Origin of the sequence: Hyphomonas sp. CY54-11-8 (assembly GCF_000682735.1) — a bacterium.
Lineage (GTDB): Bacteria > Pseudomonadota > Alphaproteobacteria > Caulobacterales > Hyphomonadaceae > Hyphomonas.
On record NZ_AWFD01000004.1, the window covers coordinates 58149 to 77305 of the forward strand.

Genomic DNA, 19157 nt, shown 5'->3' on the forward strand with positions numbered 1-19157 from the left:
GCTACTTCACGACTCCGTCGGCATAAAGCGCGTCGATGTCACCGGAGGGCAATCCAAGCCTCTCCAAGACATCACGCGTATGTTCTCCAAGTTTCGGTGACGGTCCTTTCGGGCCGTCATCGGCACCCGGGAACCGGACAGGCGAAGCAGGGGAAGGGAAGGTCGACCCGTCGCCCTTGCTGCTCGGAACGTCCACAATCGCACCGGCTGCCTTTGTCTGCGGATCCTTTGCGACTTCAGCGAGTGTCTGCACCGGCGCCCAGGCGATGGAATGCTCATCCAGACGGGCGGAGATTTCGTCCTTGGTGAATTTGGCAAATCCGGCGTCGATGATATCGACGAGTTCGGCTCCATTCTGACGGCGGGCCTTGGAACTCGTGAAGCGGGGATCTTCCAGCAGGTCTCCGCGGCCAATCACCTTGCACATGGGTACCCAGTCCACATCACCCTGACGCTGGACGATACAAATCCAGCTATCATCCTTGGTTTTGAAGAAGTTGGTCATAGGCACGTTCTGCTCATGCCGGCTCTTGGTCGAGGCGACACGATTGAAGAAAAGCTGGATCGCGAAATCTGATCCGAGGGCGTAGAGGCCGGCACGGAAAAGCGATGACTCCACCAGACGTCCTTTTCCGGTCCGGGTCGATTCCACCAGGGCCGCGCAGATGCCTGCTGCGGTTGCCATGGACGTCGTGTGATCACCGAAGGCCGTCCGTAGAGGGAAGGGCTCCTGCCCCTTGGGCACGGTCAAGGCGCCGACACCGGTCCGGCTCCAGAAACTCGCCACGTCAAAACCCGGCCGATCGGCATCGGGACCTTCCAGCCCGTAGCCTGTGAGGGAACAATAGACGAGTTTCGGATTGATCTTGCTGAGTTCCTCATAGCTGAGACCGGATCGTTCCAGTCCGCCTGGCCGGACATTGGTCAGGAATACATCGGCTTCTTCGACCATCTTCCTCAGCAACTTCTGGCCTTCCGGCTTGGAGGTGTCGATCGCGATCGACTTTTTCCCGCGGTTGTCGAAATCGAACACGGGATTGTCCTGGATATCCGTTCCAAGCGTCCGGAAGAATATCCGGATGGGATCCCCGCCCGGCGGCTCGACTTTGATGACGTCTGCGCCCCAGTCACTGAGAATCGATCCCGCACCTGGCGCGGCCATATAGGTTGCGTATTCGATGACCTTGATGCCCTCGAGCATGGGCGAATTCCTCCGGATTATATGTCGTTTTCCTGAGAACCTTCGGACAGTCCGGGCCTAATATCCAGTCCTTCCGCAAAGAGAGTCGGGCAGGCGAGCGCAGATGGGGGCTTGCCTGTCGCGCCCGGATCGTGAAAACAGCCGTTTGCCGCGGAGGAGTGGCAGAGTGGTTGAATGCGGCGGTCTTGAAAACCGTTGAGCCTTTACGGGTTCCGGGGGTTCGAATCCCTCCTCCTCCGCCAGCAAATCTGATTTGTCCTCAGAACCGGCCTTTTCGCATTACCAGCGGTTGCGGACTTCTTCTGCAAAACCGGGAAGTCTTTCAATCTTCAGTACCGAACCGTCGTCCAGTTTTACATTGCCGGAGAATGTGCCGAACACTTGATCCTGTGAGGTTTTGAACAGGCCGAGATTCGTCGTGTGGTGGCGATTGACGATCGGGTCGAAGTTCAATTCGAAGCGGCCATCATTGCTGGTGAAGCGCCACGGAGCGCTATCCGGTGACCCATCCGGCATGTGGAAGGTTACCTGATCGAGCTTGTGGGCCTTACCATCCACGAACACCATGTTTTCGGACGCTGACGACGTGTCGCCGAAGCCGTAACCGATATTGAAGCCAACGCAGCGGTCTTCGCACATTCCGGAGGCCGATCCCCAGTACCAGACATTGCTGTAGGTCCACACACCGCGCCCCCAGTCCAGGACGCCGAAAGCGGAATCCGGGCTGAACCGGAAGGTGTCTCCGCCGATCACGATCTCGCCTTTGGCGGGCAGGCAGTTGATTTTCTGATTGTAATAAAAAGCCTTGGATGCGTTCGGGAAAGGCGTGGCGATGACCATCCGGTCCATCGGCGGCTGGGCGAGCCACAATTCGCCCTTCAGGCCCCGGCCTCCGTCAAAACGCGGCGCGTCAACGATCAAACGGCGTCCGCCGGGCTCATGGAGGAAGCTGAGCGACATGTCCTTGTGGTTCTGGACGATGTCTCCGCGGTCTGCGGATTGCGGCAAACCCATTCGGCCCATGGGAAACGGGATGACGGCACCATCATTAACGGCTGTCCCGGTCTTCAGGTCCATCCAGGAAGTGCCCAGAAACCCGAGATAGCCGTTGTCGGCGACCGTGAAGGCCAGGCCGTAGTCCGGCGTGAGGATGCAGTAATAGTCCCACTCCTTGATCCGGAGACCGTTCGTCCGGATGGCCGATCTTTCGTACTGCCGGACTTCTTCGATTGCCCATCCGCGCTCAACCAACCGGCCACGCGCATCGAGCAGGGGGCCTTTGCCCATTCTATGCTGCATCTGGTGTATTCCTCCTGCGGGGCGGTTCTGGGCCAGCTCTCGCTCTGATTGATGTCGCACCTCTTCACCTGTGTTTATGGCAAACGGCAAGAGTGCAGCTTGAAAACCCGTAAACAAGCGGTAACCGTATTCTTAGGATCCTTCAGGTGAGGTTCATAAGGCCTGCACCACACTATGCTACAGAGGGTTCGCTGGAGGGCAGAAAAGCCGTCCCAAAGGGTCATAGAATGACCCGCAGCTCAGAATGAGGTGAACCTTGAAGACCGTTTCTTCCGCATCGAAATCGCTGCATTTCCCGTCGCTGGTCCTTACCGGCGCGATTGCACTTGCCCTCGCTGCTCCGGCTCATGCTGGCAAGCGCGACCCGGCTCCGATTGTCTATGCCACTGGAACGTCGCCTTATCCGGAAGGCAAGCCGCAGTACATCGAGCCGAGCCGCGCTCCAGATGCAAAGCAGAAGAAGCAGGCGCGCATTCAGTTCCGTTATCCGGGCCCTGCCGGTGCGGTTGAAAGCTCTGGCATGACGGCAGAGCAGGGCCCCCAATATCAGGAACCGGCTGCCCGCGAATATGCGAGCATTGAGGGCCCCACTCCGAATTATTCTACCGTTTCCGGTACGAGCCCGAACAGCTTCGACGCACGTGCGGCTGCTGCGCGCATTGAAGCCCAGCGGTCCGTGTCTGCTGTGGAAAGCGAGCCGCTGGAGAGCCTTCAGCCGGTCACACCGCCACCCCCGGCACCTGCAGCTCCTGCAGTTTCTCTGTCATCATACCAACCTGCCGCCCGGACGCTCACTCCGGCCGCAGCATATGCCGTTTCCAGCGAGCCCGTTCCGGTGTTTGACGAAACGAGCGTCGCGATTGTCTATGGTGCGGAATTCAACGGCCTGCCGACCGCCAATGGCGAAACATTTGATCCGAACGCCATGACGGCTGCTCATCCCACCCTGCCTTTGCCGAGTCTCATTCAGGTCGTGAATACGGAAACTGGCCAGGAAGTCGTGTTGCGCGTTAACGATCGCGGCCCGTTTGAAGACGGCGCTTCGCTGCAGGTTTCACCGCGCGCCGCAAACGAACTCGGCATGAACGGGGCAGGGAAGGCTACACTCCGCGTTCGCTATCTCGGCGCTGCGCCAGCGGGGGCCGCCTCGTCCTCACCGGAACCAGCACCGCAAATGGCTTCGAGCACGTCTTATGAGGCAGCTGACTATGTTGCCCCAGTTGCATATAAACCCGCTCCGGTGGCGCCACAGCCGCGCGAGGAAACGCGAACCTATACCTACAGTGCTCCCGCACCAGCCGCAGATGCGGGCGACTATTTCGTTCAGATCGGATCTTTCACCGACATTTCGAATGCGCAGACCCTCAGCAATCGCGTTCAGGCATCTCTGCCAGTAACGATCGTGCCGGCACGTGTGAACGGTGCAGATTACTTCCGTGTTCGCGTTGGCCCGTTGCTCAGCCGGTCTGAAGCGGAGCGCGCACGGAATGACCTTTCCTATGCTGGTATCTCGCAAGGGCGCATCGTTGTTGGCGAATAACCGCACGCGGCACCATTGACCCTGACCACAAACCGGCCCTTTTTTCTGTTTAATCGGAAATGGGGCCGGATCTGATTCCGGCCACCGAACAGAACGTTGGAGGCCCCTTCCATGAATTTGCCGAAGATTGCCCGGAACACCGTCGCCGCAGCGGCTTTCGCTGTCGCAGGCATTGCAGGTTTCGCAAACGCTCAGATCCTGGATACGCCGGCAACGCACGCCGTCATCATGGACCACGAAACTGGCGCCATCCTTTTTTCAAAGGCTGGTGAAGAGCCGATGGTCCCTGCCTCCATGACCAAGATGATGACCGCTTATACGGTTTTCGAAATGGTTCGACGTGGCGAGCTTTCGATGAGTGACAAGTTCACCGTCAGCGAAAATGCCTGGCGTGAAGGCGGGTTCCCTTCCGGGACGTCGACAATGGGGCTCGCGCCCGGCGATACGCCAACTGTCGAAGAACTGCTTCATGGCATTATCATCATGTCGGGCAATGATGCCTGTATTACACTGGCTGAGAATATCTCTGGTTCAGAAGAAGCCTTCGCGCGCCGGATGACCAGTCTGGCTCATGAACTGGGTCTCAATTCTGCAAACTTCCTAAATTCCACGGGCTTGGAAGCTGTTGGGCACGTGATCTCTGCCGACGATCTCGCCAAACTCGCCAAGCTGACAATCGACAATTATCCCGAATATTATGCTTGGTATTCGCTGCCTTCCTACACGTGGCGGGACTTTACCCAGGCGAACAGAAACCCGCTTCTGGAAGTGTCCGGCGCCGATGGCGTGAAAACCGGACATCTCGAGGTTTCAGGTTACGGTCTGACCGCATCGGCTGTCCGCGATGGCATTCGTCGGACGATCGTCATCAATGGGTTGCCCTCCATGGCTGCGAGAGCCGCCGAAGGCGAGCGCCTCATGCGGATCGCGTTCAACAGTTTTGACCTGAAGACCCTGACACCGGATTCGGTTGATCTGCCTGGCGTTCCGGTCTGGCTTGGTGAAACACAGACGATTCCGGTGAAGCTCGCAGGTGAAGTTCGGGTCGCCGGCTACAAGGCCAGCATGGAAAAAGCGACAGCCGAAATCGTCCTGCCTGGCCCAATCGAAGCTCCCGTAAAAAAAGGCGATGAAATCGGAAAATTGGTCATCACAATTGCGGGTCAGAAGCCAGTGGAAGCACCGATCCTGGCTGACGCGGACGTCGCAAAGCTCGGCTTTTTCGGCCGAGCGATTGAAGGGCTTAGCCACATGCTCGGCGGCAGCGAAAGCCAGTCGTGAATCGTGGACGCTTCATAACGCTGGAAGGCGGTGAAGGAACCGGCAAGTCGACCTTGCTGGCTGCATTGCGCGACAAGCTGGAGGCAACAGGTCAGATGGTCGTGCTCACTCGAGAGCCGGGTGGCACCGAGTTGGCCGAAGAAATCCGAAACCTTGTCCTGCATCCTCCGAAGGGACAGGTCTGGTCTTCCATGGCCGAGGCTCTGCTGATGAATGCAGCGCGCACGGATCATCTGGAGAAAAAAATAAGACCCGCCCTGGCAGCTGGAAGCTGGGTCCTTTGTGATCGGTTCGCTGACTCAACGAGAGTTTATCAGAGCGTTCAAAATGGCGTCGGAATCGACGTCCTCCGAATGCTGGAAAGCTCTGTCCTCGGTGAAACCAACCCTGACTTAACGCTCGTACTGGATGCGCCCGTGGAGCAGGCCGCCAGCCGCCGCGCAGAACGCGGAGGAGATGCCGATGCCTTCGAGTTACGCGACCGGGCATTTCACGAGGCCGTTCGACAGGCGTTTATTGATGTTGCCAGAAGCGAGCCAGAGCGATGCATGTTGCTGGATGCCTCACGCAGCCCCAGTGAGGTGGCGAACAACGCCTGGCACGAAATTGAGTCCCGACTACTGGGACAGAAACAGGGTTTGCCATCATGACGGCGGCCCTGCCTCTTATCGGCCATGCGGAAGCGCAAAGCGCCTTTGAATTCGCGGCAGCAAGCGGCCGGATGCACCACGCTTGGATGATTGAAGGACCGTCAGGCATTGGAAAGGCGCGGTTCGCCTTGCGGTGCGCCGCCTGGCTGCTTGGCGCCCGCGGACCAGCGGATGCCCCGTTCGATGCACCACAGGATGATCCTGTCATGTCCCGGTGCCTATCTGGCGGACATCCGGATCTTCGCGTTCTGACACGCGAACTGAATGACAAGGGAAAGCTGAAGCAGGATATTTCGATCGAACAAATCCGGGCTTTCAATGAGTTCTTTACCTACCGTCCAGCCCTTGGCGGATGGCGTGTAGGGATCGTCGACTCGCTGGACGAATTGAATCGCAATTCAGCAAACGCTGTCCTGAAGACGCTGGAAGAGCCTCCAAACGCAGCCATGATGTTCCTTATCAATCATGGATCGAGACCCGTATTGCCAACGATCCGGTCGCGCTGCCGAACGCTGCGTCTTCGCCCCCTTGAACGGGAAGATATGGAGGCAGTTCTTCAGCTGGAGGGTTTTGGCGGCAATGCTTCAGAAATTCATCATGGGCGGCCTGGCCTTGCTGTCGAACGATCATCAGAAACTTGCCGGATCGCGACCAACGCGGCTCGCACGCTTATGAAATCCATGCCTCGACCCAACGACGCTATCGTGACCCGCGCCATTCAGGCAGCGGGAACCGACAGCGCTGCGTTCGCCGCCTTCAGGGACGAAGTATTGTCCAGGCTGGCCGATACCGCGATTGAATCGCCACAACGCTCTCGTAAGTGGTTGAGTGCAGTCTCACTGATCGGTGAGACGGATGAACTGAACATGGACCCGGAGCAGGCGGCCGCGAAACTCATCTCGGGACTTTTGTCTGCACCAGACCGACACTAGATCGCACTTTATGTTTGATACTCACGTAAATTTACACGGTGAACCGTTTGCGGACGATCTGGAGGAAGTGCTGACGCGCGCGCGGAGCGCAGGTGTCAGCCGGTTCCTGGCAATTTGCGACCGTTTTGACAATTTTCCCGCTATTCTCTCCATCGCGCAGGCGAACGATGATATCTGGTGTTCTGCGGGGGTTCACCCGCATCACGCGAAGGACTTTGGAAGCCTGACGGTGGAGCAACTGATCGACGCGGCTTCAAATCCGGAAGTGGTCGCAATCGGCGAAACGGGTCTCGACTTTCACTACGGCTACAGCGCCGAGAAGGATCAGGTTGAGAGCCTTCAGAAGCATATTGCTGCCGCACGGAATACCGGCTTGCCACTAATCCTGCACACGCGCGAAGCAGATGATCTTATGGCGGATATTCTGGAGAAGGAGTTCCAGAAAGGCGCTTTTCAGCCTTTGCTTCATTGCTACACGGGAGGCGCAGACTTGGCCCAGCGCGCTTTGGCGTTGGGGGCTTATGTGTCCGTGTCTGGAATTCTGTCATTCAAGAGCGCCGGGGAGGTTCGAGCTGTGATCGCCGACGTCCCGATGGATAGAATTATTCTGGAAACAGATTGTCCTTATCTGGCTCCAGTGCCAATGCGCGGGAGAAGGAACGAACCTGCTTACCTACCATTCGTTGCGGACGCACTCGCGGACCTAAAAGGCATGTCCTCTGACGAGGTGAAACAGATTACCGAAGAGAATGCGATCCGTTTGTTCAGTAAGGTAACCGCATCATGAGCGCAGGTATGCGCTGTACGCTGCTCGGTACCGGGTCATCTGGCGGAGTGCCGCGCGTAGGAGGCGACTGGGGCGCATGTGATCCCTTGGAACCAAAGAACAGGCGTCGCCGGTGCTGTGTGCTGATCGAGAAAGAGCTCGAATCCGGAGGGCGGACTTCCGTCCTGATAGATACGTCGCCCGATCTGAGAGAGCAGCTCCTGGAGGCTGGCGTCACCAATCTTGATGCGCTGGTCTACACGCATGAACATGCGGATCAGGTACATGGTATCGATGACATCCGGCCATTGGTGATCCGGCGACGGGCCGCGCTCCCAACATATATGAATGAGGCGACCCGGGAAATTCTGACGCGCCGCTTTGACTATTGCTTCGAAGGCAAGGGCGGCTATCCGCCTATTCTTGATCTGCAGCCGGATATCGCTCCGGGAGAAACGTTTTCGGTTTGGGGGGCTGGCGGGGAAATCGACCTTCTACCCTTCGACATGGAGCATGGCCGCATCAGGTGTCTGGGATTTCGGATCAGGGATTTTGCTTACTGCAATGATGTGAGCGACCTGCCGTCACCGACTAAGGACCTGTTACGGGATCTCGACACTCTCGTAATCGATGCGCTGCGATACACAGACCATCCGACCCATGCCAACGTGTCAAAAGCGTTGGACTGGATTGCGGAACTAAAGCCCCGAAAGGCAGTGCTGACCAATATGCATGTCGATCTGGATTACCAAACCCTGAAAAGGGAGCTGCCCTCGAATGTCGAACCAGGTTTCGATGGGATGGTCGTGGATATCCTATAAGCCAGTCCACATGAGCGGCAAACATATTTCCCATAATGATGATTATGCGACTTGAGGATGAAAAACGACTGGCATTACAGGTACTTAGACTTACTCGTAAATTCGTCCTGTCGGTCCGAGCTGACGTTCACACGTCTTCTGCCCATCGTGCCTCAGCAATCGCGGAACCGTCATCAGGTGCAAGCGTGTCTGCAATCAAACGTCTGGAAAGGATTTATTAAGCAGCGCCTTTGGCTTTCGGGTTGCCAACGGGCACCCCTTCCCCGCCGTCTGGCGGTCCAATAAGCGAAAAAAGGATGTGATCGAGCATGGGTTTGCGGATGAACGCTGTGAACCCTGCTTTGATCGCGAGCTCCTCAAGACCGGATGTTTCCCAGCCTGACACCATTGCTGCCGGTGTATCGACACCCTCCTCTCGCAACGCGTGGAGAAGGTCCACACCGGACATTTCTTCCATTTTATAATCGATGAGCAGGTAATCAAACGAATTTCGAAGTGGGGATTCCAGGAACCGCACTCCACCGTCAAAACCCATTGATGCATAACCGCGCGCTGTCAGCAGTACGCCCAAGGAGCGTCGTACGGCTTCGCTGTCGTCAATAACAGCAACGTTTTTTGGTCTGTTCAGCAATGCGTTCGACATGGCCACCCAACAACAGGAATACCGAGCCTGTATGTTGGCGCATGGCTTGTATGCTGTCTTTAGGTACTAGTCCGTAACCTTGCCATCGAATCCGATGCCAGCAGCAAACGCGATCCGCAGCACACCCGACAGACTGGTGGCCCCCAGTTTTTCCATCAGGTTGGCCCGATGGATTTCGACCGTTCTCGGAGAGATATCGAGTGAGTCGGCAATCGACTTATTCGTGTGGCCGTCCACCAATCCCTCTAGAACTTCTCGTTCGCGTGGGGTCAGATGTTCGATTTTGCCTCGCGCCTCATCGACCAGCAGGTCCCGTTGAGAACGTTCTTCGAGGCGCTGGAACGCACGATTAAGTGCATCCACAAGCGTTTGTTTTTCATAAGGCTTTTCAACGAAGTCGACAGCGCCGGCTTTCATGGCTTTCACAGCGACATTCACATCGCCGTGTCCTGTCAAAACGATCACGGGCATCGCAATACCGCGAGCGTTGAGCTGCTCCTGAACTTCAAGCCCATCCATTCGTGGCATTTGAACATCCAGCAAAATGCAGCCTGCGGCCGCCTCTTCTGCAACTTCGAGAAAGGCCACGCCATCGGCGTAGGTTTTTACGGCAAACCCCGCATGTCGCAGCATGAAGCTTGCCGAATGCCGCACAGCGTCATCGTCGTCGACGAGGTGTATCAGTTTTTGTTCACTCATGAAGATGCACTAGCGGTATCACGCCTAAGTGTGAACCGAAAACACGTCCCACCTTCCTCCGCAGGAACAGCTTCGATCTTCCCACCATGCGCCTCAACGATTGTCTGACAAATGGACAGGCCGAGCCCCATGCCTTGGGACTTTGATGTCATGAATGGTTTGAAGAGCGTTTTTCGAACCTCTTCGGACATACCGGGGCCATTGTCGCAAACCTCCACGGTAATAAACGAATCCGGACCCTTTTTCGCACTTACCCGCATCTTCGGTGCCGTCACGCCATTCAGGGCTTCAGCAGCATTGCGCAGGAGATTGATTGCGACTTGCTGAACCTGAATCGGGTCCACCAGAACCGCGCCAAGATCCGGCTCTATATCCTTTTCTATCGGTATGTCCGCCATATCGCCTGATATCCGGGCCAGAGCGATCGAATCGATCAGGATCGGCGCCAGGAGAACTGATCGCGCATCTATCTCTCCGCGGGACACATAGCCGCGCAGCTTTCTGACAATTTCGCCTGCCCGCACCGCCTGCCGGGAGGCTTCATCCAATGCTTCATGAAGAATTTCCCCGGCGTCCTCCGAATCGGAATCCAGCAAGTCCCGGGCTGCCTCGAGGTAGTTTGCGACGGCTGTCAGGGGCTGGTTCAACTCATGAGCCAGGGCCGAGGCCATCGTGCCCACAGCGCTCATGCGCGAGAAATGGACCAGTTCTGCCTGCATCTCCTGCATGCGAAGTTCGTTGCGACGCTGCTCCGACAGGTCGCGGACGAATGCAGTGAAGAGGTAATGGTCGCCGACCTTCGCTTCGCCGATTTTCAGGTCCACCGGGAAGATCGTGCCGTCCGACCTTTTGGCAGAGACGACCCGGCCCACGCCGATGATGTGGCGTTTGCCGGTCTCGAGATAGTTATTGACGTAGGTTTGATGGTTGGCTTCGTCATGCCCGCCCATAAGAAGGCTGACGTCTCGACCAATGACGTCTTCGACTTTGTAATTGAAGAGTTTTTCAGCGGCGCTGGAGAAAGCGAGGATCTTGCCGTGCTCGTCAATCACGATCATTCCATCTGGCACGGAAGCCAGAATGGACCTCAGATGGAGCTGGAGCGCTTCCAGATCAGTTGATACTGCGTCGCCGGTAAGATCGCTCAAAATTCAAAGTCCCGAAAGCCGTGTCACGTTACGCCAGAAGAGGCGCCAATCGTGATTATCGGCGAACCGGCACCGCAGCACGACGCGACGATGCCATGATCATAACCGCAGCATAAACGACCATCGCTGCCCCTGCCGCTGCTACCGGACACCCCCAGCAATGGCCTGCAAAGGTGAGGAAGGAATCGCCATGTGCCTCTGTCGCGGATCCGCACCGGAATGCGAGATAGTCCTGCAGGGTCATTGGAGCGCTTGTGTGCTGCCAGATCTTCAACAAACCGGCCACGAGAAGGGCTGTTCCCGCCATCAGCCATTTGGTCATCTGTTTGCTCCTTCGGGCATGTTCCAATACGATTTGTGAACTAGGCGGATGCGACAGCGAAGCCCATCCGTAGTTTACCGTATACCGGTTCGAAGTCGACACCGGCAATTAGGCGCCAGAATTCCAACGACTCGCAGGGGGTCAATAACGTGAGCACGTTACAAACAAGACGGTCCTCGGCATTCGCCAGCATTGGCAGTGTCGCGGCTTTTACCAGCATCTTCGCCATTCTGGCGTTGCTGATCGCCAGCCATGCTGCCGATCCACTTATGGGCGCACATGCCTGGCTCTTCCTCGGCCTTGCCGTGGTGGGGCTTCTGGCACTGGCGCTCTGGGCGGGCAGCCTGGGTGACCGGGATCCATTCGATCAAACGATCTACGAAGACACGATTGTAAAATTCGGTGTCACCGCTTCAATGTTCTGGGGCATTGCCGGTTTCCTGGTCGGGCTTATCATCGCCCTCCAACTGGCCTTCCCCAATATCTTCTACTTCGAACAGCTCGGCTGGACGAACTTCGGACGCCTTCGGCCGCTGCACACATCAGCGGTCATTTTTGCGTTCGGCGGCAACGTCCTGCTCGCCACAAGCTTCTACGTTGTCCAGCGCACCTGCCGGACTCGCCTGGCTGGCGGCATGTGGCCATGGTTCGTGTTCTGGGGCTACAACCTCTTCATCGCGATTGCCGGCACCGGCTATCTGATGGGCGTTACCCAGTCCAAAGAATACGCTGAACCGGAATGGTATGCAGACCTCTGGCTGACCATTGTCTGGGTGGCTTACCTTCTGGTCTTCCTCGGTACGATCTGGAAGCGCAAAGAACCCCACATCTATGTGGCGAACTGGTTCTATCTCTCCTTCATCGTCACGATCGCGATGCTTCACATTGTGAACAACCTCACAGTGCCTGTCACGCTGACCGGTTCCAAGAGCTACCAGCTCTTCGGAGGGGTTCAGGACGCTCTGACGCAGTGGTGGTACGGCCACAACGCTGTGGGCTTCTTCCTGACTACGGGCTTTCTGGCGATCATGTACTACTTCATTCCGAAGCGGGTTCAGCGGCCGGTCTACTCCTATCGTCTGTCGATCGTGCACTTCTGGTCGCTTATCTTCATCTATATCTGGGCTGGTCCGCACCACCTGCACTACACGGCTCTGCCGCAGTGGGCGCAAACGCTGGGCATGACCTTCTCGGTAATGTTGTGGATGCCCAGCTGGGGCGGCATGATCAACGGCGTGATGACGCTGTCTGGTGCATGGGACCGTCTGCGGACTGACCCGGTTGTCCGGATGATGGTCGTCGCCCTCGCCTTCTACGGCATGTCGACCTTCGAAGGGCCGCTGATGAGTGTCCGGGCCGTCAACGCTCTGTCGCACTACACCGAGTGGGGCATCGCCCACGTACACTCGGGTTCGATGGGCTGGGTCGGCTTCATCTCCTTCGGTGCGCTTTACTGTGCAACGCAGTGGCTGTGGAAACGTCCGTCGCTCTATTCGCTGAAGCTTGTCGAATGGCACTTCTGGCTCGCGACCATCGGCATCCTTTTTTACATCGTTGCGATGTACTTCGCCGGTATCCTCGAAGGCCTGATGTGGCGTGCATACAATGAATACGGCTTCCTTGAGTACAGCTTCGTTGAAACTGTCGAAGCCAAGCACATCAGCTACATCATCCGCGCCCTGGGTGGCGGCCTGTACCTCACGGGTGCGCTGATCATGGCCTACAACCTCGTCCGCACGGCTCTCGGCCACGGCGCTGCCGCTGAAGGCACCCGTCCCGTCGATGCACCGGCCGCCGCGACGCTCCAGCCCGCTGAATAGGAGACTTACTGATGGGCTTGATGAAAAAGCACGAAACGCTTGAGCGTCACTCTCTGGCTCTCACGCTTGGCATCCTGGTTACTGTTGCCATCGGCGGGATCGTGGAAATCGCACCGCTTTTCTATCTCGAGAACACGATCGAGAAAGTTGAGGGGATGCGTCCGTACACGCCGCTCGAACTTGCTGGCCGCAATGTCTACATCCGTGAGGGCTGCTATGTCTGCCACTCGCAGATGGTGCGGCCGTTGCGGGACGAAGTGGAGCGTTACGGCCACTACTCTCTGGCGGCGGAAAGCATGTATGACCACCCGTTCCAGTGGGGCTCGAAGCGGACCGGACCGGACCTTGCCCGCGTCGGCGGCAAGTATTCGGACACATGGCACGTGGATCACCTGAAAGATCCTCAGTCCATGGTGCCTGAATCGGTCATGCCGCCGTACGCCTTTCTAGCGGACAATACACTGCATTTCGAAACGATTGACGACCACCTCAAGGCACTTCGCTTTGAAGGGGTTCCGTACACCGACGAAATGATCGAGAACGCTCAGGCCGACCTGATCGCCCAGGCTGATCCCGATGCGGACTATGACGCACAGGATGCGCTCGTGGCCCGTTATGAGGAAGCTGCAGGTCGTGAAGGCACGGTCCGGATCGCTGACTATGACGGCAACCCGGAAAAGGTCACCGAACTCGATGCGCTTGTCGCTTACCTTCAGATGGTCGGCACACTGGTGGACTTCTCCACCTATGAAGCCGACGATCTGGACAACCGCAGGTAAGGAGCAGGGCCATGTATGAGATTCTGTCAAAATTTGCCCAGACATGGGGCCTGGGCTTCTTCGTTCTGATGTTTGCTGTCGCGGTCGCATATGCGCTGTGGCCATCAAACAAGGAAAAATTCCAAGCAGCGGCTCATTGGCCGCTCGATGAAGGGGAACCTGGAGATGAGTGAGACCGACAAGGAAATCGACGCCCTGTCCGGTGTGGAAACAACCGGCCATTCCTGGGACGGCATCAAGGAGCTGAACAATCCCCTTCCCCGCTGGTGGCTGTATATTTGGTATGGCACGATATTCTGGGCGATCCTCTACATGATCGCCATGCCAGCCCTGCCGTCGCTTCCAGGTATGGGTGGCCGGAACACTCCCGGAGTGCTCGGAATGTCTGACCGCGATGCGGTGGCCGAAAGTGTCGCTTCGCTTCACGCTGAACGCAGCGCCGCTTCGGCTCAGCTGCTGGATGCATCGCTGCAGGACATTCAAAACAACCTGGATCTGCAGCAGTTCGCGATGGCCATGGGTGAAAGTGCCTTCGGCGACAACTGTGCAACCTGCCACGGCTCTGGTGGCCGCGGCGCCAAGGGCTACCCGATGCTGGCAGACGATGTCTGGCTTTGGGACGGCACGCTGGATGGCATCGAGCAGACGCTTCGCCATGGTATTCGCCATGAAGAAGACCCGGATACCCGGTTCTCTGCAATGCCAGCCTTTGGCCGCGATAGCCTGCTGACGTCTTCTCAGATCGATGATTTGGTTCAGTATGTTCTCAGTGTCAGTGGTCATGAGGCAAATGCGGCAGCGGTGGCTCGCGGGGATGAACTCTTCCTCACGAATTGCGCGAGCTGTCATGGCATGGATGCTGAAGGCTCCCGAGATGTCGGTGCGCCGAACCTCACGGATGCTGAATGGCTCTATGGTTCGAGCCCGGACGACATCCGTGCCACCATCACCAATGCTCGTAACTCCCACATGCCCGCATGGCAGGGTCGTCTCGACGATGCTACCATCAAGGCTCTGGCTGTCTACGTGCACTCCCTTGGTGGCGGCGAGTAAAGTTCAGTAACAAAAGTATATTGGTGCCCGGGTAATGACGACTGTCATCGATCACACGAAGTCAAACGAGACGCCTCCGTCGCTCTATGAGGGCCGGAAGCAGATCTACCCGAAACTCGCCCATGGCAAGTTTCGGATGGTCAAGTGGATCGTGATGGCTGTCACCCTGGGCATCTATTACGTCCTGCCCTGGATCCGCTGGCCACGAGGCGAAGGCATTCCGGATCAGGCAGTTCTTGCAGATTTCGATGGTGAAAAGTTTTACTTCTTCTGGTTCGAAATTTGGCCGCAGGAGCTCTATTATCTGGCTGGCCTGCTGATCATTGGCGCGCTCGGCCTGTTCCTGGTTACTTCGCTATTCGGGCGGGCTTGGTGTGGGTATACCTGCCCTCAGACCGTCTGGACCGACCTCTACATCTGGGTCGAGCGGGCATTCGAGGGCGACCGAGCCGCTCGCATGCGGCTCGACGCACAGCCATGGTCTTTCAACAAGGCCTGGCGGAAGATTGGCAAGCACATCATCTGGCTCGTCATCGCGTTCTGGACCGGTGGTGCGTTTGTGCTCTACTGGCACGACGCGCCGACGGTGGCGAAGGGGTGGTTTACCGGCGAAGCTCCGCTGACAGCCTATTTCTTTGCCGGGATCCTGACCTTCACGACCTACTTCCTGGCAGGCTGGATGCGCGAACAGGTCTGCACATACATGTGTCCATGGCCTCGCATCCAGGGTGCCCTGACGGATGAGAACGCGCTGAACGTGACCTATCGGTTCGACCGCGGGGAACCTCGCGGACCGCACCGCAAGAACGAAAGCTGGGAAGGCCGCGGCGATTGCATCGACTGCAAGCAATGCGTGCAGGTTTGCCCAATGGGGATAGACATCCGCGATGGCGCTCAGCTTGAGTGCATTCACTGCGCGCTCTGCATCGATGCCTGCGACGATATCATGAAAAAGATCGGCCGCCCGACAGGTCTGATCGCGTACGATACTGACGTTGCGGTCGCGGACCGTGCGGCAGGCCGTAAGCCGACCTACAAGATCTTTCGTGTGCGTACCATGCTGTATGCAGCACTGATGCTGATCATCGCCTCAATGGTTGGCTTTGGGTACTTCAACAAGTCGACCTTTGAGGTGAACGTCCTGAAGGATCGCTCCCCGCCATTTGTTCGCCTTTCTGATGGCGATATCCGTAACGGTTACACGCTGAAACTGGTCAACAAGGCCGCCTCCAAACGCCATGTGGCGATCGAAATCGAAGGTCTCGACGGCGCAACACTTCAGATGGTTGGCCTCGAGACCGAAAGTGACGGTACAGTCGAGCTGGATCTCAACGGCCACGGCGTTTCCAGGTTCCGTATGCTGGTAACCCGCAGTTCTGATGATACATCTCCACGTGTGGACTACACCGTCCTTGTCCGGGATACCGAGACCGGTGAAGTGGAAGATGCGGCTGCCGTCTTTGTTCAGGGAGGCAACTGATGCCTGTGACTGCAACTCCCAAACCTTTCCGGCTCACGGGCTGGCATGTTTTCATGCTGCTGTGCGCCTTCTTTGGCTTCATGTTCATTGTGAACGGCATCTTTCTCTGGGCGGCGCTCAGCTCCTTCCCGGGTGAGGATGAGCAGAAATCCTACCTGCAAGGGCTTCACTACAACGAAGCGATCTCTGCCCGCCGGATTCAGGAAGAACAGGGCTGGTCTGCCCAGATCGGCCTGACGCCAACAGAGACCGGAGACCGTTTGGTGGTCCGGTTCCTCGATATCGACGGATCTCCGCTGCCTGCGCAGGATATCGAGGCCCAGTTGCGCCGCACCGTGACCGGTGCTGAAGACGTGCCAATCGACCTTCAGCGCGGCATGGATGGCGATTATTTTGCTGACATCTCTCTGCTCGACAAAGGCGTCTGGGAAGCACGCGTGCAAGCCATTGTGCCTTATGGTACGGATGAGGTTGAGTTTGTAGCGAGCAAGAAGCTGATCATCCCATGAGCACGTCGGACGTCCTCGCTCATACGCGAGACTGGTCCCTCGGCGACACACCAGAACAGGAGTCGCCATTTGCGGGCCTGTCTGCATTTGTGCAGAAAAATGGCAAATCCCAGCATCTAGAACTTCATGTGTCCGGCGCAAAGTGCGCTGGATGCCTCGCCAAGATCGAGAAGTCTGTCGGGGCGCTGGAGGGTGTCTCAGAAGCGCGACTGAACCTTTCGACGGGAAAGTTCGACATCACCTGGCAGGGCCCCCTGCCCGCTTCAGAGATCGCGGAAACAGTTTCTGGTCTGGGCTACGGCGTCAGCGCCGCCGCCGAAACGGATGCGGACGAGGTCCAGCGCAAGGAAGAGCGTGAACTTCTGCTGGCCATGGGCGTCGCGGCCTTTGCTGCTGCAAACATCATGCTGCTCTCAGTGTCAGTCTGGGCCGGCGCCGGAGAGATGGGATCCAACACGAAACAAATCATGCATGCCATATCCGGTGTGATCGCACTTCCGGCGGTTGCGTTCTCCGGCAGGCCCTTCTTCCGTTCCGCCTGGTCTGTGCTGAAACGCGGGCGAGCGAATATGGATGTTCCGATTTCTCTCGCGATCACCCTGGCCTTCACGGTCAGCGTCGTAGAAACCATTCGCGGTGGAGAGCACGCGTATTTCGACGCCGCTGCCATGCTCATCTTCTTCCTCTTGATCGGCCGCTTTCTAGAAGCTCGTGTCCGTCGGCGGGCCTGTTCTGCTGCAAATGATCTGGCCGGCATATCCAACCGCGCCGTTACGCGGATCGATTGCGATGGAAATGCGATCAAGGTGAACCCCGGCGTTGTGGCCCCTGGCGACACGATCCTGCTGTCCCAGGGTGAACGGGCGGTCGTCGATATGGCACTCTCTGATGAGTTTTGCGAACTCGACGAAAGCCTGGTGACCGGGGAAAGCGCCCCGCATGTTCTGTCAAAAGGCATGCGGATATACGCCGGCGCAGTCAATTTGTCTGGTCCGGTGCAGGCCAAAGCCCTATCTCGGGCTTCAGATTCCCTGCTCGCCGACATTGGCCGAATGCTGGATGCTGGAGAACAAAGACGGTCTGCCTATCGCAAGATCGCGGACAAGGCGGTCGCCCTCTACGTGCCTTTCGTTCACTCTGCGGCGGCACTTACTTTTATCGGTTGGATGCTGGCGGGCGCAGGGTTCCGGGAATCCATTCTGATTGCGGTTTCCACGCTCATCATCACCTGCCCTTGCGCCCTCGCGCTTGCCGCACCAGTCGCGCATGTCGTTGCCGCCGGCAAATTGTTCCAGCTGGGCATATTCCTGAAATCCGGGGACGCCCTTGAGCGTTTCGCTTCAGTTGACCGGATCGTGTTGGATAAAACCGGGACTTTGTCTTTGGGCATTCCCCAACTCAGTGAGGAAACCGACGAAAATACCATCGCAGACGCCGCCCTGTTGGCGAGATCCAGTCGTCATCCACTGTCTCGCGCCATTTCGGACGCCGCAGGACCGGGGCCTGTCGCACCGAATGTGAAAGAAATTCCCGGTTGTGGACTGGAAGCAACCATTGAAGGTCAGCTTTGGCGCCTTGGGTCCGGTCGCTGGGTTGGTTTGAACCAGGATGCTTCGCACACGCGCAACCTGTATCTCCAGCGCGGTGATGAAATGCCCATCGCGCTGGAGTTTGCAGACCGCCTGATTCCGGGAACCGATGAAGCGATCAAGACACTTGAAGCTGCCGGCTATCAGACGGAGATACTATCCGGCGACACAGAAGACCGGGTGTCCGAAGTTGCCCGCGAGCTTGGCGTGTCAGACTACACATCTGCGGCATCCCCGCAGGAAAAGGCCGCCCGTCTCGAAACCCTTCGCGACCAGGGACACAAAGTCCTCATGGTGGGCGATGGCCTCAATGATGCCGGGGCACTCTCATTGGCCCATGCGTCAGTTACGCCAGGCACGGCCATTGATATCAGCCAGGCCGCAAGTGATGCTGTCTATTCAGGGGGAATTTCCTCACTGCCGGTATTGCTGAAAATTTCGAAACGGACGCGCAACGTGATGCTCGAAAACTTCACATTTGCAGCGCTGTACAATCTGGTAGCCATACCGATTGCCGTAACAGGGCATGCAACGCCGCTGGTTGCAGCGCTTGCCATGTCCTTTTCATCTGTGGCTGTATCCCTGAATGCCATCAGACTGGCTGCTTTTACGGAAGGAAAGTGAT

The 19157-nt window shown here is 57.5% G+C and carries 19 protein-coding genes and 1 tRNA gene; 14 read left to right on the forward strand and 6 right to left on the reverse strand.

The window, feature by feature from the left end:
- Nucleotide 1: 1 nt before the first annotated feature.
- Nucleotides 2-1201, reverse strand: coding sequence for a CaiB/BaiF CoA-transferase family protein (locus tag HY17_RS05380; RefSeq protein ID WP_034763819.1), 1200 nt, complete (start codon nt 1199-1201; stop codon nt 2-4).
- A 152-nt stretch (nt 1202-1353) separates the two neighbouring features.
- Between HY17_RS05380 and HY17_RS05385 the strand changes: the two genes are divergently transcribed.
- A tRNA-Ser gene (locus tag HY17_RS05385) sits at nt 1354-1443 on the forward strand.
- A 37-nt stretch (nt 1444-1480) separates the two neighbouring features.
- Here HY17_RS05385 and HY17_RS05390 read toward each other — a convergent pair.
- On the reverse strand, nt 1481-2500 hold the full coding sequence (locus HY17_RS05390) for a DUF2804 domain-containing protein (protein ID WP_034763822.1): 1020 nt from the start codon (nt 2498-2500) through the stop codon (nt 1481-1483).
- 256 nt (nt 2501-2756) lie between these two features.
- Here HY17_RS05390 and HY17_RS19225 point away from each other — a divergent pair, with 256 nt between their 5' ends.
- The 6 genes from HY17_RS19225 to HY17_RS05420 all read left to right on the forward strand — a co-directional run bounded on the left by HY17_RS19225 (nt 2757) and on the right by HY17_RS05420 (nt 8490).
- On the forward strand, nt 2757-4040 hold the full coding sequence (locus HY17_RS19225) for a septal ring lytic transglycosylase RlpA family protein (protein WP_051599727.1): 1284 nt from the start codon (nt 2757-2759) through the stop codon (nt 4038-4040).
- 111 nt (nt 4041-4151) lie between these two features.
- Nucleotides 4152-5321: a D-alanyl-D-alanine carboxypeptidase family protein gene (locus HY17_RS05400; protein WP_034763826.1), complete on the forward strand. Its 1170-nt coding sequence runs from the start codon at nt 4152-4154 to the stop codon at nt 5319-5321.
- Nucleotides 5318-5971: a dTMP kinase gene (gene tmk, locus HY17_RS05405; RefSeq protein ID WP_034763829.1), complete on the forward strand. Its 654-nt coding sequence runs from the start codon at nt 5318-5320 to the stop codon at nt 5969-5971. The genes HY17_RS05400 and tmk overlap by 4 nt, the downstream gene beginning before the upstream one ends.
- Entirely contained in the window at nt 5968-6903 is a 936-nt protein-coding gene (locus tag HY17_RS05410) for a hypothetical protein (protein ID WP_051599728.1), read from the forward strand. The genes tmk and HY17_RS05410 overlap by 4 nt, the downstream gene beginning before the upstream one ends.
- Before the next feature lie 10 nt (nt 6904-6913).
- Nucleotides 6914-7690: a TatD family hydrolase gene (locus tag HY17_RS05415; RefSeq protein WP_034763832.1), complete on the forward strand. Its 777-nt coding sequence runs from the start codon at nt 6914-6916 to the stop codon at nt 7688-7690.
- Nucleotides 7687-8490, forward strand: coding sequence for an MBL fold metallo-hydrolase (locus HY17_RS05420; protein WP_034763836.1), 804 nt, complete (start codon nt 7687-7689; stop codon nt 8488-8490). The genes HY17_RS05415 and HY17_RS05420 overlap by 4 nt, the downstream gene beginning before the upstream one ends.
- A 217-nt stretch (nt 8491-8707) precedes the next feature.
- Here the strand turns inward: HY17_RS05420 and HY17_RS19230 are convergent, their stop codons facing one another.
- The 4 genes from HY17_RS19230 to HY17_RS05440 form a co-directional block, all read right to left on the reverse strand.
- Nucleotides 8708-9133: a response regulator gene (locus HY17_RS19230; RefSeq protein WP_051599729.1), complete on the reverse strand. Its 426-nt coding sequence runs from the start codon at nt 9131-9133 to the stop codon at nt 8708-8710.
- Nucleotides 9134-9199: 66 nt separating this feature from the next.
- Nucleotides 9200-9832 carry a response regulator transcription factor gene (locus tag HY17_RS05430; RefSeq protein ID WP_034763839.1) on the reverse strand — a complete coding sequence of 211 codons (633 nt, stop codon included), beginning with the start codon at nt 9830-9832 and terminating at the stop codon, nt 9200-9202.
- The gene (locus tag HY17_RS05435; RefSeq protein ID WP_034763842.1) at nt 9829-10980 is read right to left on the reverse strand and encodes a PAS domain-containing sensor histidine kinase; all 1152 of its coding nucleotides are present in this window, start codon (nt 10978-10980) and stop codon (nt 9829-9831) included. The genes HY17_RS05430 and HY17_RS05435 overlap by 4 nt, the downstream gene beginning before the upstream one ends.
- Nucleotides 10981-11035: 55 nt before the next feature.
- A complete protein-coding gene (locus HY17_RS05440) occupies nt 11036-11302 on the reverse strand; it encodes a hypothetical protein (RefSeq protein WP_034763844.1) in 267 nt (88 codons plus the stop codon).
- A gap of 269 nt (nt 11303-11571) precedes the next feature.
- Here HY17_RS05440 and ccoN point away from each other — a divergent pair, with 269 nt between their 5' ends.
- The 7 genes from ccoN to HY17_RS05475 are packed head-to-tail and all read left to right on the forward strand — an operon-like array spanning nt 11572 to nt 19156.
- Nucleotides 11572-13122 carry a cytochrome-c oxidase, cbb3-type subunit I gene (ccoN, locus tag HY17_RS05445; RefSeq protein ID WP_197020232.1) on the forward strand — a complete coding sequence of 517 codons (1551 nt, stop codon included), beginning with the start codon at nt 11572-11574 and terminating at the stop codon, nt 13120-13122.
- Nucleotides 13123-13133: 11 nt separating this feature from the next.
- Nucleotides 13134-13901, forward strand: a complete 768-nt coding sequence (ccoO, locus tag HY17_RS05450) for a cytochrome-c oxidase, cbb3-type subunit II (RefSeq protein WP_034763848.1) — start codon at nt 13134-13136, stop codon at nt 13899-13901.
- 11 nt (nt 13902-13912) lie between these two features.
- Nucleotides 13913-14074, forward strand: coding sequence for a cbb3-type cytochrome c oxidase subunit 3 (locus HY17_RS05455; protein WP_034763853.1), 162 nt, complete (start codon nt 13913-13915; stop codon nt 14072-14074).
- On the forward strand, nt 14067-14954 hold the full coding sequence (ccoP, locus tag HY17_RS05460; RefSeq protein ID WP_034763857.1) for a cytochrome-c oxidase, cbb3-type subunit III: 888 nt from the start codon (nt 14067-14069) through the stop codon (nt 14952-14954). Before HY17_RS05455 ends, ccoP begins: the two co-directional genes overlap by 8 nt.
- Before the next feature lie 34 nt (nt 14955-14988).
- A complete protein-coding gene (ccoG, locus tag HY17_RS05465; RefSeq protein WP_034763862.1) occupies nt 14989-16434 on the forward strand; it encodes a cytochrome c oxidase accessory protein CcoG in 1446 nt (481 codons plus the stop codon).
- The gene (locus tag HY17_RS19235) at nt 16434-16943 is read left to right on the forward strand and encodes a FixH family protein (RefSeq protein WP_051599732.1); all 510 of its coding nucleotides are present in this window, start codon (nt 16434-16436) and stop codon (nt 16941-16943) included. Before ccoG ends, HY17_RS19235 begins: the two co-directional genes overlap by 1 nt.
- Nucleotides 16940-19156, forward strand: coding sequence for a heavy metal translocating P-type ATPase (locus HY17_RS05475; protein WP_051599733.1), 2217 nt, complete (start codon nt 16940-16942; stop codon nt 19154-19156). Before HY17_RS19235 ends, HY17_RS05475 begins: the two co-directional genes overlap by 4 nt.
- Nucleotide 19157 lies beyond the last annotated feature (1 nt).

Bases quoted from the DNA above. Each gene is read 5' to 3' on its own strand.
- HY17_RS05415 (WP_034763832.1), top strand. From the start codon at position 6,914: ATGTTTGATACTCACGTAAATTTACACGGTGAACCGTTTGCGGACGAT.
- HY17_RS05440 (WP_034763844.1), bottom strand. From the start codon at position 11,302: ATGACCAAATGGCTGATGGCGGGAACAGCCCTTCTCGTGGCCGGTTTG.
- HY17_RS05475 (WP_051599733.1), top strand. From the start codon at position 16,940: ATGAGCACGTCGGACGTCCTCGCTCATACGCGAGACTGGTCCCTCGGC.
- HY17_RS05455 (WP_034763853.1), top strand. From the start codon at position 13,913: ATGTATGAGATTCTGTCAAAATTTGCCCAGACATGGGGCCTGGGCTTC.
- HY17_RS05420 (WP_034763836.1), top strand. From the start codon at position 7,687: ATGAGCGCAGGTATGCGCTGTACGCTGCTCGGTACCGGGTCATCTGGC.
- HY17_RS05410 (WP_051599728.1), top strand. From the start codon at position 5,968: ATGACGGCGGCCCTGCCTCTTATCGGCCATGCGGAAGCGCAAAGCGCC.
- HY17_RS05430 (WP_034763839.1), bottom strand. From the start codon at position 9,832: ATGAGTGAACAAAAACTGATACACCTCGTCGACGACGATGACGCTGTG.
- HY17_RS19230 (WP_051599729.1), bottom strand. From the start codon at position 9,133: ATGTCGAACGCATTGCTGAACAGACCAAAAAACGTTGCTGTTATTGAC.
- ccoG (WP_034763862.1), top strand. From the start codon at position 14,989: ATGACGACTGTCATCGATCACACGAAGTCAAACGAGACGCCTCCGTCG.
- HY17_RS05380 (WP_034763819.1), bottom strand. From the start codon at position 1,201: ATGCTCGAGGGCATCAAGGTCATCGAATACGCAACCTATATGGCCGCG.
- HY17_RS19235 (WP_051599732.1), top strand. From the start codon at position 16,434: ATGCCTGTGACTGCAACTCCCAAACCTTTCCGGCTCACGGGCTGGCAT.
- ccoP (WP_034763857.1), top strand. From the start codon at position 14,067: ATGAGTGAGACCGACAAGGAAATCGACGCCCTGTCCGGTGTGGAAACA.
- ccoN (WP_197020232.1), top strand. From the start codon at position 11,572: ATGGGCGCACATGCCTGGCTCTTCCTCGGCCTTGCCGTGGTGGGGCTT.
- HY17_RS05400 (WP_034763826.1), top strand. From the start codon at position 4,152: ATGAATTTGCCGAAGATTGCCCGGAACACCGTCGCCGCAGCGGCTTTC.
- ccoO (WP_034763848.1), top strand. From the start codon at position 13,134: ATGGGCTTGATGAAAAAGCACGAAACGCTTGAGCGTCACTCTCTGGCT.
- HY17_RS05390 (WP_034763822.1), bottom strand. From the start codon at position 2,500: ATGCAGCATAGAATGGGCAAAGGCCCCCTGCTCGATGCGCGTGGCCGG.